The organism is Streptomyces sp. NPDC043726 (assembly GCF_056436565.1).
In genome coordinates this window covers 536,560-549,807 of sequence record NZ_JBWKCI010000007.1, presented here as the reverse complement: position 1 = coordinate 549,807, position 13,248 = coordinate 536,560, and the positions used below count along the sequence as shown (strand labels likewise).

Sequence of the window (13,248 nt, the reverse complement as noted above, 5' to 3'; positions counted from 1 at the left end):
TGTCCAGCACCGTGGCGGTTACTCCGCCTGGAGCACCAGCAGCGCCAGATCGTCCTCCGGCGGGCGGCCCCCGAACTCGTGCACCAGCCGCCTGATCCGCTCCGCGATCAGCGCCGCGCTCAGCCCCGCGCACCCGGCGAGCGCCGCCGCGAGGCCGTCGCCGTCGTCGAACTGGCGGGAGCCGCTGCGCCGCTCCGTCACCCCGTCGGTCACACAGAGCAGGGTGTCGCCGGGGAACAGCTCGAAGGTCTCGCTGGTGTAGGTGGCGTCCTCGACGACCCCGAGCAGCGTCTGGGGCTGCGCCGCCGTGCGGACATCGCCGGCCGGGCCGAGCAGCAGCGGCAGCGGGTGTCCGGCGGAGGCCAGGGTGCAGCGGACGCCTCCGTCGAAGGGGACCAGCTCGCCGTAGAGCAGGGACAGGAAGCGGGTCTGCGGGCCGTCGCCGGGGGCGGCGGGTCCGACCAGGGCCCGCGCCGAGGCGTCCGCGGCCTCCGTGGCGTCGTCCAGGAGGAGCTGGTTCAGCCGGTCCAGGACGTCGGCGACGCGGTACCCCTCGCGCGCGAGCAGCCGCAGCCAGGGGCGGGCCAGGCCGATCACCACCGCGGCCTCCGGGCCCTTGCCCTGCACGTCGCCGACCGCGAAGCACCAGCGGCCGTCGCCGGCCGGGAACAGGTCGTAGAAGTCGCCGCTGGGCCCGCCCTTGTCGCAGGGCTCGTAGACGAGGGCGCTGCGTACGCCCGGGATCTCGGCGACCGCGCCGGGCAGCAGCCCGCGCTGGAGGACCGCGCTGATGGTGGCCTGGCGGGCGTACTGGCGGGCCGCGCCGATGGCGAGCGCCACCCGGCGGCCGAGGTCCTCGACGAGCCCGGTGACCTCGTCGGCGAAGCGCGGGATGCCGGTCCGCCCGATCACCAGGGTGCCCAGCGGCCGGCCGCCCGCGACCAGGCGGTACGCCAGGGAGGTGCCCTCCGTCTCCAGCGCCGCGGCCGGCCACGGGTGCGGCACGGGCCCGGCGCGCAGATCGTCCGGCGGGCGCGGCGGGTCCTTCTCCAGCGCCAGGCGCAGTTCCTCGATGCGGTTCTCGCGGCCGTGCCAGACGCGGGCCAGCCGGGGGCCGGCGCCCACGCTGCCGGGCAGCGCCCAGCCGCGGCCGGTGACCTCGTCCTCCAGCCAGATCGCGCACCAGTCGGCGAGCCGGGGCACGATCAGCTGTCCGGTGAGCGCGGCGACCAGGTTCTCGTCGAGCTGTCCGGCGAGCAGGTCGGAGGCCTCGGCGAGGAAGGACAGGGCGCCGCGGTTGAGCCAGTCCTGGTCGGGTTCGGGAGGCCGGGACGGCTCTCGGCCGACGGCCGGCCCGGGGCCTGGTATCGAGAAGACACGCCGGGTCCCGTCCCCCTCCGCGCGCTCCTCGCCATGCCCTTCGACGACCATCCGCGCCCACACCGTCTTCACACCGGTGCGATACGTCACCCCCCAGGACTCGGCGAGCCGCGCGACGAGGTTCAGCCCGCGCCCGTACTCGGGTGCGGCGTGGGCGGGCTCTACGACGGCGCGGGCGGGCCGGGAGACGCCGTGCCCGGGGTCGACGGCGGCGCGGGCGGGCCGGGAGACGCCGTGCCCGGGATCGTCGGCGGCGGGGGCGGGCCGGGAGACGCCGTGCCCGGGATCGTCGGCGGCGGGGGCGGGCCGGGAGACGCCGTGCCCGGGGTCGACGGCGGCGCGGGCGGGCCGGGAGACGCCGTGCCCGGGATCGTCGGCGGCGCGGGCGGGCCGGGAGACGCCGTGGCCGGGATCGTCGGCAGCGTGGTGCCTGGGTTCAGAAGCGCCGGGCCCGGGATCGGCAGCGCCGTGGCCGAGTTCAGACGCTCCGTGCCCGCGTTGGGAAGCACCGTCGCCATGCCCCGGCTCGGCCGCGCCGTCGCGCGGTGCGCGCGAAGGGTGCTGGTCGGAGACCTCCAGGACCACGGCGCCGCTCTCCTCCTCCATCCGGCAGACCAGCTCGACGTCGGTGCCGGCGTGGACGACGGCGTTGGTGACGAGTTCGCTGACGACCAGGACGGCGTCGTCGGCGAGGCGCTTGGTGTGCCGCTCGGTGCCGGGCAGGCCGAGTTCGGACCACTCGGCGAACGCGGCGCGCACGAGGGCGCGGGCGGAGCCCGGCGCGAGGGGGCTTCCGGGCAGGGTCGCGTGACTCCAGGCGCGCGGGCGCGCGCTCTGGTGCACAGGCGCATCAGAGCCACGGGAAGCGATTTCCCGTTGCGTCGGAATGGCCCCCATGGACAGCTCCCCGAGCGGTTCGGACGATTAGCCTCGGTCGACGCGGACAGAGTGACAGACTGGCCACGCCCATAAGCGCCGAGTTACCGAAGTGGGCCGCCATGAGTGAGAACAGTGGTACACGCGTGCTCGAAGACGGACAGATTCGAGCATCGGATCTGCGTCCTCTGCTCGCCGCGATGACGGCCGCGCGGGACGGTGATTTCCGGACGGTGTCGGATCCGGGCACGGGTCTGGTGGCCGAACTCGTCGCCTCCTACAACCAGATCATGAACCGCAGCCTGCACTTCAACAGAGAGGTGCAGCGGGTCAGAAGAGAGCTCGTCCGGCACGGCCGGCTCGACGAGCGGCTCACCGCGAGCCCGGGCCAGGGTGCCTGGACCGCCCGGGTCAACGACGTGAACCAGCTGCTGGACGCCATCGTGGCCCCGGCGGCGAACGCGACGCGCGTCCTGGACGCGGTGGCGGGCGGCGATCTGACCCAGCGGGTCGATCTGCACGACGGTTCCCGCCAGTTGCGCGGTGATCTGCGGCGCCTGGGCCGTGCCGTGAACAAGATGGTCGACCAGCTCTCGCTGTTCACCGGCGAGGTGACCCGGGTGGCCCGCGAGGTCGGCACCGAGGGGCGGCTCGGCGGCCGGGCCAAGGTGCAGGGCCTGTCCGGCAGTTGGCGGGACGTCACCGAGGCCGTCAACACCATGGCGTCCCGGCTGACCGCCCAGGTGCGGGACATCGCGCTGGTGACGACGGCGGTGGCGCGCGGCGACCTGACCCGTACGGTCACCGTCGAGGCGACCGGCGAGCTGCTCGAACTGAAGCTGACGGTCAACACGATGGTCGACCAGCTCTCCGCCTTCGCCGACGAGGTCACCCGCGTCGCCCGCGAGGTGGGCACCGAGGGACAGCTGGGCGGCCGGGCCCAGGTACGGGGTGTCTCCGGGGTCTGGAAGGACCTCACCGACAACGTCAACTTCATGGCCTCGAACCTGACCTCCCAGGTCCGCAACATCGCCCAGGTGACCACGGCCGTCGCCAACGGCGATCTCAGCCAGAAGATCACCGTGGACGCCCAGGGCGAGATCCTGGAGCTGAAGTCGACCATCAACACCATGGTCGACCAGCTCTCCGCCTTCGCCGACGAGGTCACCCGCGTCGCCCGCGAAGTCGGCACCGAGGGAAACCTCGGCGGCCGGGCCCAGGTGAGAGGCGTCAGCGGCGTCTGGAAGGACCTCACCGACAACGTCAACTTCATGGCCGACAACCTCACCTCGCAGGTGCGGAACATCGCCCTCGTCTCCACCGCCGTCGCCCAGGGCGACCTCGGCAAGAAGATCACCGTGGAGGCGAAGGGCGAGATCCTGGAGCTGAAGTCGACCATCAACACCATGGTCGACCAGCTCTCCGCCTTCGCCGACGAGGTCACCCGCGTCGCCCGCGAGGTCGGCACCGAGGGAAACCTCGGCGGTCAGGCCCAGGTGAGAGGCGTCAGCGGCGTCTGGAAGGACCTCACCGACAACGTCAACTTCATGGCCCTGAACCTCACTTCGCAGGTCCGCAACATCGCCCAGGTCACCACCGCCGTCGCCAACGGCGACCTCTCCAAGAAGATCACCGTCGACGCGCGCGGCGAGATCCTCGAGCTGAAGGACACCGTCAACACGATGGTGGAGCAGCTGCGCGCCTTCGCCGACGAGGTGACCCGGGTGGCCCGGGAGGTCGGCACCGACGGCCGGCTCGGCGGCCGGGCCCAGGTGCTGGGCGTCTCCGGCGTCTGGCGGGACCTGACGGACAACGTCAACTACATGGCGGACAACCTCACTTCGCAGGTCCGCAACATCGCCCAGGTGGCCACCGCCGTGGCGCAGGGCGACCTGTCGAAGAAGATCGACGTGGACGCGCGCGGCGAGATCCTGGAGCTGAAGACCACTATCAACACCATGGTCGACACCCTGTCCTCCTTCGCCGACGAGGTGACGAGGGTCGCCCGCGAGGTCGGCACCGAGGGCCAGCTCGGCGGCCAGGCCCGGGTCGAGGGCGTGTACGGCACCTGGAAGCGCCTGACGACCAATGTGAACGAGCTCGCGCTGAACCTCACCACCCAGGTCCGCGCCATCGCCGAGGTCGCCTCGGCCGTGGCGCAGGGCGACATGTCCCGCTCGATCACCGTGGAGGCGCGCGGTGAGGTCGCCGAGCTGAAGGACAACATCAACCTGATGGTGGCCAACCTGCGCGAGACGACCCGCGCCAAGGACTGGCTGGAATCCAACCTCGCCCGCCTCGCCGCCCTGATGCAGGGCCACCGGGACCTGATGGAGGTCGCCGACCTGATCCTGCGCGAGCTGACCCCGCTGGTGAACGCCCAGTACGGCGCGTTCTACCTGGCGGATCCCGAGCAGGACGGCACGACGGCGCCCACGAAGGGCCTGGCCTTCATCGCCGGATACGGCGCCGCGCAGGGCGCGACCGTGGAGACCGGCGCCCTCCCGGTGCACGGCCTGGTGGCGCAGGCGGCCCGCGAGAAGAAGCGCATCCTCGTCGAGGAGGCCCCGCCGGACTACATCAAGATCAACAGTGGGCTCGGCGAAGCGGCGCCCACCACCATCGTGATCATCCCGATCCTCTTCGAGGACAAGCTGCTCGGCGTGATCGAACTCGCCTCCTTCTCCCGCTTCTCCGACGTCCACCTGGCCTTCTTCGACCAGTTCGTGAACACCATCGGCGTCGCGATCAACACCATCATCGCCAACTCCCGCACCGAGTCCCTGCTCGGCGAGTCCCAGCGGCTGGCCATGCAGCTCCAGGAGCGCTCCGACGAACTCCAGAAGCAGCAGGCCGAGTTGCAGCGCTCGAACGCCGAACTGGAGGAGAAGGCCGCCCTGCTCGCGACCTCCTCCCAGTACAAGTCGGAGTTCCTGGCGAACATGTCCCACGAACTGCGCACCCCGCTGAACTCCCTGCTGATCCTGGCGAGGCTGCTGTCGGACAACCCGGACGGCCATCTCTCCGACCAGGAAGTGCAGTTCGCCACGACGATCCACCGCTCCGGCTCCGACCTGCTCCAGCTGATCAACGACATCCTGGACCTGTCGAAGATCGAGGCCGGCCGGATGGACGTACGCCCCAAGCGGCTGCCGCTGATCAAGCTGCTCGACTACGTCCACGCCACCTTCCGCCCGCTCACCCACGACCGCGGGCTCGCCTTCGAGGTGTCGGTGGGCGAGGACGTCCCGCGCGAGATGTACTCGGACGAGCAGCGGCTGCAGCAGATCCTGCGCAACCTCCTGTCCAACGCCATCAAGTTCACCGCCTCGGGCCGGGTCGAGCTCCGGGTCGGCCGGGTCAAGGACCCCGAGCACGCGGGCATCCGGGAGAGCGGCGAGGTGATCGCCTTCGAGGTGTCCGACACCGGCATCGGCATCGCGCCGGAGAAACTCCCGGTGATCTTCGAGGCGTTCCAGCAGGCCGACGGCACCACCAACCGCAAGTACGGCGGCACCGGGCTCGGTCTGTCCATCAGCCGGGAGATCGCGGGCCTGCTGGGCGGCCGTATCGTCGCCGAGAGCGAGCCGGGGAAGGGCTCCACCTTCACGCTGTACGTCCCCGTCGTCAGCCCCGGCCATCCAGTGGCCGAGGACCGGAGCGCCGTGCTGGTGCCGGAGCAGGTGTCCTCGGTGCCGGAGATCGACGACGCCTGGCCGACGCCGACCAGGCTGGAGGAGTGGCAGTCGGGGCGGGCGGGCCAGGTGCTGTCCGGGCGCCGGGTGCTGATCGTGGACGACGACATCCGCAACGTCTTCGCGCTGACCCATGTGCTCGGCCGGGTCGGCATGCCGGTGCTCTACGCGGAGAACGGCCGTGAGGGCATCGAGACGCTGGAGCGCAATCCGGACGTCGAACTCATCCTGATGGACATCATGATGCCGGAGATGGACGGCTACGAGACCATCGCCGCCATCCGCCACACCCCGCGCTGGGTGGGTCTGCCGATCATCGCGCTGACCGCGAAGGCGATGCCCGGGGACCGCGAGAAGTCCATCGCGCGCGGCGCCAACGACTACGTACCGAAGCCGGTGGACGTCGACCGGCTGCTCACTGTCGTGTGCGCCCTGCTGGACCCGGAGGGAGCCGACGAGACCACGCCATGAACGCCACCGACGTACCCGACGAGAGCGCCGGGATCCTCCTGGTCGACGACATGGAGGACAACCTGATCGCGCTGGAGGCGGTCCTGGGCTCGCTCAACGAGCCGCTGGTCCGCGCCCGCAGCGGCGAGGAGGCGATGAAGGCCCTGCTCCGCCGCCGCTTCGCCCTGGTCCTGCTCGACATCCGGATGCCCGGCATGGACGGCTTCGAGACGGCGGCCAACATCAAGCGCCTGGACCAGACGAAGGACGTCCCGATCATCTTCCTCACGGGTGCGGAGGACGACGCGGGCTACACCTTCCGCGGCTACGCGACCGGCGCCGCGGACTACCTGACCAAGCCCTTCGACCCCTGGATCCTCCGTGCCAAGGTCAGGGTGTTCCTGGACCTCCACCGCAAGCAGCTCCAGCTGGAGGCGCTGAGGGCGGAGGTCCGGGAACTGAGGGAGCTGGTCAACCGAGGGCGGGAGTGAGCCCCTACGCCTCGCGCGTCCCCTCGTACATCTCCTCGATGAGGTGCTTGTACTCCCGCTCCACGACGGGCCGCTTCAGCTTCAGGCTGGGCGTGATCTCGCCGTGCTCGACGTCGAGGTCACGGGGCAGCAGGCGGAACTTCTTGATGGTCTGCCACCGCTGCAGGCCCTCGTTGAGCTGCTTGACGTACGCCTCGACCATCGCCACCGTCTGCGGCGCCGCGACGACCTCCGCGTACGACTTGCCGCCCAGTCCGTTCTCCTCGGCCCAGCCCATCAGAGCGGCCTCGTCCAGCGCGATGAGCGCCGTGCAGAAGTTCCGGTCGGCGCCGTGCACCAGGATGTTGGAGACGTACGGGCAGACGGACTTGAAGGAGCCCTCGATCTCCGTCGGCGCGACGTACTTGCCGCCGGAGGTCTTGAACAGGTCCTTCTTCCGGTCGGTGATCCGCAGGTAGCCGTCGGGCGACAGCTCGCCGATGTCGCCGGTGTGGAACCAGCCGTCCGGCTCCAGCACCTCCGCCGTCTTCTCCGGCAGCCCGTGGTAGCCCTCCATGATGCCGGGGCCGCGCAGCAGGATCTCGCCGTCGTCGGCGATCCGGACCTCGCAGCCGGGCAGCGGCTTGCCGACCGTGCCGGTGCGGTAGGCCTCGCCCGGGTTCACGAAGGACGCGGCGGAGGACTCGGTGAGGCCGTAGCCCTCCAGGATGTGGATGCCGGCGCCGGCGAAGAAGAAGCCGATCTCCGGGGCCAGCGCGACCGAGCCGGAGACGCAGGCCCGCAGCCGCCCGCCGAAGGCCTCGCGCAGCTTGGAGTAGACGAGCGTGTCGGCGACCTTGTGCTTGGCGCTGAGCCCGAAGGGCACGGACGCCGTGCCGGTGCGCCGGAAGTTGTCCTGGCTGACCTTGGCGTACTCGCGGGCGACCCCGGCGGCCCACTGGAAGATCTTGTACTTGGCGCCGCCGCCCGCTCGGGCCTTGGCGACGACCCCGTTGTAGACCTTCTCGAAGATGCGCGGCACGGCCGCCATGTACGTCGGCTGGACGACCGGAAGATTCTCGATGATCTTGTCGACCCGGCCGTCGACGGCGGTGACGTGTCCGACCTCGATCTGGCCGGAGGTGAGCACCTTGCCGAAGACGTGCGCCAGCGGCAGCCACAGGTACTGCACGTCCTCGGGGCCGACCAGACCGGTCGCGGCGATCGCCTTGGCCATGTACGACCAGTTGTCGTGCGGCAGCCGGACGCCCTTGGGGCGGCCGGTGGTGCCGGAGGTGTAGATCAGGGTGGCGAGCTGGTCCTTGGTGATCGCGCCGACCCGCTTCTTGACCAGCTCGGGGTCCTTCTCGAGCCGGGCGGCGCCGCGCTTCTCCAGCTCGTCCAGGGTGAGGATCCAGTCCGCGGTCTCCACCCCGGCCGGGTCGATCACCACGACATGCGTGAGGTCGGGCAGCTCGGCCTTCTTCTCGACGGCCTTGGCCAGCTGCGCCGCGTCCTCGGCGATCAGCACCCGGCTGTCGGAGTCGGCGAGGATGAACGCCGACTCGTCCGCGTTGGTCTGCGGGTACACCGTCGTGGTCGCCGCGCCCGCGCACATGATGCCGAGGTCGGCGAGGATCCACTCGAGCCGGGTCGAGGAGGCGAGCGCCACCCGCTGCTCGGGCGACACCCCCAGCTCGATCAGGCCCGCGGCGATCGCGTAGACCCGCTCGGCCGCCTGGGCCCAGCTCAGCGACTTCCAGTCGTCCGGGCCCTCCCCGGCCGCGTTCGGCACCGGATAGCGGTAGGCCTCGGCCTCCGGCGTGGCCGCCACGCGCTCCAGGAAGAGGGCCGCCACGCTCGGCGGACGGTTCTCGATCAAAGTCTGTGTGTCGCTCACGACATCCTCCGGGGCCCGCGACGATGCGGCTGGCTCAGGGTGCGGCTGGTTCACACTCGCGTGCCGTTGTTTAACTCGCGAGTAACTATCGAGCAGGGATCAGAGTAAAGCGCGACTGGCCAGGGCGTAAGAGGTCGCGCCCTGTCACTTCCTACAGAGAGCTACCCCTCATACGCGCAGGGGCCCGCCGCACTTTCGTACGACGGACCCCTGACTGCCCGTTTTGCCGGGGCAAGCGGGCGTAACCGGCGGTTACTTCTTGCCCTTGCCCGACCCCGCGCTGTCATCGCTGCTCAGTACGGCGATGAAGGCCTCCTGCGGAACTTCCACGGAACCCACCATCTTCATCCGCTTCTTGCCCTCCTTCTGCTTCTCCAGCAGCTTCCGCTTCCGGGAGATGTCACCGCCGTAGCACTTGGCGAGGACGTCCTTGCGGATGGCGCGGATGGTCTCGCGGGCGATGACCCGGGAGCCGATGGCCGCCTGGATGGGCACCTCGAAGGCCTGCCGCGGGATGAGCTCGCGCAGCTTGGCGACGAGCCGCACGCCGTAGGCGTACGCCGCGTCCTTGTGGGTGATCGCCGAGAAGGCGTCCACCTTGTCGCCGTGCAGCAGGATGTCCACCTTGACCAGGGAGGACGTCTGCTCGCCGGTGGGCTCGTAGTCCAGCGACGCGTAACCGCGCGTCTTCGACTTCAGCTGGTCGAAGAAGTCGAAGACGATCTCCGCTAGCGGCAGGGTGTAGCGGATCTCGACCCGGTCCTCGGACAGGTAGTCCATGCCGAGGAGGGTGCCGCGCCGGGTCTGACACAGCTCCATGATCGAGCCGATGAACTCGGTCGGGGCGAGGATCGTGGCGCGTACGACAGGCTCGTACACCTCGTTGATCTTGCCCTCGGGGAATTCGCTCGGGTTGGTGACGGTGTGCTCGGTGCCGTCCTCCATCACGACCCGGTAGACCACGTTCGGCGCGGTCGCGATCAGGTCGAGCCCGAACTCGCGCTCCAGCCGCTCGCGGATCACGTCGAGGTGCAGCAGGCCGAGGAAGCCGACGCGGAAGCCGAAGCCGAGGGCGGCGGAGGTCTCCGGCTCGTAGACCAGCGCGGCGTCGTTGAGCTGGAGCTTGTCCAGGGCCTCGCGCAGCTCCGGGTAGTCGGAGCCGTCCAGCGGATACAGGCCGGAGAAGACCATGGGCTTGGGGTCCTTGTAGCCCCCGAGCGCCTCCGTGGCCCCCTTGTGCTGGCTGGTGACGGTGTCACCGACCTTGGACTGGCGGACGTCCTTCACGCCGGTGATGAGGTAACCCACCTCACCGACGCCGAGGCCGTCGGCGCCCAGCATCTCGGGCGAGTTCGTCCCGATCTCCAGCAGCTCGTGGGTGGCGCCGGTCGACATCATCTTGATGCGCTCGCGCTTGTTGAGCTGGCCGTCGATGACACGGACGTAGGTGACGACACCGCGGTAGGAGTCGTAGACCGAGTCGAAGATCATCGCGCGGGCCGGGGCGTCCTTGACGCCGACCGGGTGCGGGATCTCCTTGACCACCTTGTCCAGCAGCGCGTCCACGCCGACACCGGTCTTGGCGGAGACCCGCAGGACGTCGTCGGGCTCGCAGCCGACCAGGTTGGCGAGCTCCTCGGCGAACTTCTCGGGCTGCGCGGCCGGCAGGTCGATCTTGTTCAGGACGGGGATGATCGTGAGGTCGTTCTCCATCGCCAGGTAGAGGTTGGCGAGGGTCTGCGCCTCGATGCCCTGAGCCGCGTCGACCAGGAGGATGGTGCCCTCACAGGCGGCGAGCGACCGCGACACCTCGTAGGTGAAGTCGACGTGCCCCGGCGTGTCGATCATGTTGAGGATGTGCGTGTTGCCCGGGTCCGTGGTGGGCGCCCAGGGCAGACGCACGGCCTGGGACTTGATGGTGATGCCGCGCTCGCGCTCGATGTCCATGCGGTCGAGGTACTGAGCGCGCATCTGCCGCTGCTCGACCACACCGGTCAGCTGGAGCATCCGGTCGGCGAGCGTGGACTTGCCGTGGTCGATGTGCGCGATGATGCAGAAATTGCGGATCAGAGCCGGGTCGGTTCGGCTCGGCTCGGGCACATGGCTAGGGATCGCGGGCACGCAGGGTCCTGATTCTTGAGGTGTCCGCAGCCGTCTGCGGTCTCGGGTCGGAACGATCGGGTCTATACGCAGGCTCCATGGTCCCACGGGTGGCGACCGGAGACCGGTTTGGGCCGCGAGGGCGGCCTTCACGGGCCGGTTTTGGGTGGCCGGAGGGCCGCTGGTAGTCTGGGTGGCTGTGTCTCATGCCCTCTCAGCGCGAGGCACAACCCAAGAAAATCACCCGGTACGGATTCCGTGCGGCTCCCGTGCGGCCCCGTGCCAGAACCTGTAGAGGCTCATTCGTGGCGAACATCAAGTCCCAGATCAAGCGGATCAAGACCAACGAGAAGGCTCGGCTGCGCAACAAGGCCGTCAAGTCCTCCCTGAAGACCGCGATCCGCAAGGCCCGTGAGGCCGCTGCCGCGGGTGACGTCGAGAAGGCCACCGAGTACCAGCGCGCTGCCGCGCGTCAGCTCGACAAGGCCGTCTCCAAGGGCGTCATCCACAAGAACCAGGCCGCCAACAAGAAGTCGGCGCTTGCTTCGAAGGTCGCCTCCCTCAAGGGCTGAACTCTTTCTTGATCTGATCGCCGGAAGGACCCAGAGCGGGCCCTCTCTCATCCGCTCCCGACCGGCACCCAGAGCTCGCACGCGGCCTGCGTTCGCCACGCGGGTGCGAGCTCGCCCAGCTTGAACCGAAGGCCCCGGAGCCTCGCCCTTCCCCAGGGCGGCCACCGGGGCCTTCGGCGTCTGCTGCTTCCGGGGCCTTCGGCGTCTGCTGTTCGGACCGACGATCACGACCAGAAGTCGTTGGCCTTGTCGATGTCCGAGACGCACTCGTCGAGATCGGTGGCCTTCTCGCCGACGATCCGGAAGACGATGCAGGCGTCCTCCGCGATGCTCTTTCCCTTGCGCTGGGCGGTGAAGTGGTGCATCGCGACGGCGTGGCCGCGGCCGTCGACCATGATGTTGAGCAGGTCGACCTTCATCGTTCCGGCTGTCTCCTCGTAGAGACGGCCGTACATCGCGATGATCGCGTCCTGCCCCTTGTAGTCACCCGAGAGCGGGTGGCTGCCGGGAATGTGCTGCGTACAGTCCGAGGCCATGAGCCCGCGCAGGGCTTCCATGTCCCCGCGCTGGAACGCCTCGTAGCCCTTGCGTACCAGCTGTGCGTGGGGGTGTTCAGCCATGGCGACCGCCGCCTCTCCTCTGTTCGGCGCTAGGTGGCTGATACGCACGATTTTCCTCCGGGGCGGGGGCGACGTCCTCTGGAGAGGGGTCCCGTGCCCCGGTCGGCTCCGCTGGCTACCGTCCTCTGGAGCGAGCGGCGCGCGCGATGGTGACGACGGCCTTCTCCAGGGCGTACTCGGGGTCGTCCCCGCCGCCCTTGACGCCGGCGTCGGCCTCGGCGACGGCCTGGAGGGCGACGGCGACTCCGTCGGGGGTCCAGCCGCGCATCTGCTGACGCACCCGGTCGATCTTCCAGGGCGGCATGCCCAGCTCACGGGCGAGATCGGCGGGGCGTCCACCCCGAGCGGAGGAGAGCTTGCCGATGGCCCGGACACCCTGGGCGAGAGCGCTGGTGATCAGGACGGGCGCCACGCCGGTGGACAGGGACCAGCGGAGCGCCTCCAGTGCCTCGGCGGTCCGTCCCTCCACGGCCCGGTCGGCGACGGTGAAGCTGGAGGCCTCGGCCCGCCCGGTGTAGTACCGCCCGACCACGGCCTCGTCGATGGTCCCCTCGACATCGGCGACGAGCTGCGACACGGCGGAGGCCAGCTCCCGCAGATCACTCCCGATGGCGTCCACCAGCGCCTGACAGGCCTCGGGGGTGGCGGAGCGCCCGGTGGCCCGGAACTCCTGCCGGACGAAGGCGAGCCGATCGGCGGGCTTGGTCATCTTGGGGCAGGCGACCTCGCGGGCTCCGACCTTCCGGGCGGCGTCGAGCAGCCCCTTGCCCTTGGCGCCCCCGGCGTGCAGCAGCACCAGGGTGATCTCCTCGGCGGGCGCCGCGAGATAGGCCTTGACGTCCTTCACGGTGTCGGCGCCCAGGTCCTGGGCGTTCCGCACCACGACGACCTTGCGCTCGGCGAACAGGGAAGGACTGGTCAACTCGGCAAGCGTGCCCGGCTGCAACTGGTCAGGAGCCAGATCCCGCACATCGGTGTCGGCATCGGCGGCCCTGGCGGCCCGCACAACCTCCTGCACAGCCCGATCGAGCAACAAGTCCTCCTGCCCCACGGCAACGGTCACCGGGGCAAGCAGATCATCGGAAGCAGATTTCCTGGCCATCGCGACAAGGATGACACGGGCCACTGACAGGCTGTGCCGCCAAACCCGCCTAGCTGTGGGCAGTCGTGCCGCTGGGGCGGCAC

The 13,248-nt window shown here is 69.9% G+C and carries 8 protein-coding genes; 3 read left to right on the top strand and 5 right to left on the bottom strand.

Going from position 1 to position 13,248, the window contains the following annotated elements; translation table 11 throughout:
- Window positions 1-18: 18 nt before the first annotated feature.
- Window positions 19-2,223, bottom strand: a complete 2,205-nt coding sequence (locus AC068Z_RS23055; RefSeq protein ID WP_478558512.1) for a SpoIIE family protein phosphatase — start codon at window positions 2,221-2,223, stop codon at window positions 19-21.
- Window positions 2,224-2,456: 233 nt separating this feature from the next.
- Between AC068Z_RS23055 and AC068Z_RS23050 the strand changes: the two genes are divergently transcribed.
- Both AC068Z_RS23050 and AC068Z_RS23045 read left to right on the top strand, forming a co-directional pair.
- Complete coding sequence (locus AC068Z_RS23050) at window positions 2,457-6,422, top strand: HAMP domain-containing protein (RefSeq protein ID WP_478558509.1); 3,966 nt, start codon at window positions 2,457-2,459, stop codon at window positions 6,420-6,422.
- Window positions 6,419-6,892 carry a response regulator gene (locus AC068Z_RS23045; RefSeq protein WP_478558506.1) on the top strand — a complete coding sequence of 158 codons (474 nt, stop codon included), beginning with the start codon at window positions 6,419-6,421 and terminating at the stop codon, window positions 6,890-6,892. Before AC068Z_RS23050 ends, AC068Z_RS23045 begins: the two co-directional genes overlap by 4 nt.
- A 4-nt stretch (window positions 6,893-6,896) precedes the next feature.
- Here the strand turns inward: AC068Z_RS23045 and AC068Z_RS23040 are convergent, their stop codons facing one another.
- Together AC068Z_RS23040 and lepA are read right to left on the bottom strand one after the other, a co-directional pair.
- Complete coding sequence (locus AC068Z_RS23040; RefSeq protein WP_478558503.1) at window positions 6,897-8,771, bottom strand: AMP-dependent synthetase/ligase; 1,875 nt, start codon at window positions 8,769-8,771, stop codon at window positions 6,897-6,899.
- Between the two features lie 252 nt (window positions 8,772-9,023).
- Window positions 9,024-10,892 carry a translation elongation factor 4 gene (lepA, locus tag AC068Z_RS23035; protein WP_478558500.1) on the bottom strand — a complete coding sequence of 623 codons (1,869 nt, stop codon included), beginning with the start codon at window positions 10,890-10,892 and terminating at the stop codon, window positions 9,024-9,026.
- Between the two features lie 284 nt (window positions 10,893-11,176).
- On the opposite strand from lepA, the gene rpsT reads away from it, so the two are divergent.
- Complete coding sequence (gene rpsT / locus AC068Z_RS23030; protein ID WP_015660447.1) at window positions 11,177-11,443, top strand: 30S ribosomal protein S20; 267 nt, start codon at window positions 11,177-11,179, stop codon at window positions 11,441-11,443.
- 224 nt (window positions 11,444-11,667) lie between these two features.
- Here rpsT and AC068Z_RS23025 read toward each other — a convergent pair whose 3' ends face one another.
- Entirely contained in the window at window positions 11,668-12,063 is a 396-nt protein-coding gene (locus AC068Z_RS23025; RefSeq protein WP_478558495.1) for a nuclear transport factor 2 family protein, read from the bottom strand.
- A gap of 115 nt (window positions 12,064-12,178) precedes the next feature.
- Window positions 12,179-13,165 (bottom strand): DNA polymerase III subunit delta, encoded by a 987-nt coding sequence (holA, locus tag AC068Z_RS23020; RefSeq protein WP_478558492.1) that lies wholly within the window; start codon window positions 13,163-13,165, stop codon window positions 12,179-12,181.
- Between the last annotated feature and the right edge of the window lie 83 nt (window positions 13,166-13,248).

Bases quoted from the DNA above. Each gene is read 5' to 3' on its own strand.
- AC068Z_RS23025 (WP_478558495.1), bottom strand. From the start codon at position 12,063: ATGGCTGAACACCCCCACGCACAGCTGGTACGCAAGGGCTACGAGGCG.
- AC068Z_RS23050 (WP_478558509.1), top strand. From the start codon at position 2,457: ATGACGGCCGCGCGGGACGGTGATTTCCGGACGGTGTCGGATCCGGGC.
- AC068Z_RS23045 (WP_478558506.1), top strand. From the start codon at position 6,419: ATGAACGCCACCGACGTACCCGACGAGAGCGCCGGGATCCTCCTGGTC.
- holA (WP_478558492.1), bottom strand. From the start codon at position 13,165: ATGGCCAGGAAATCTGCTTCCGATGATCTGCTTGCCCCGGTGACCGTT.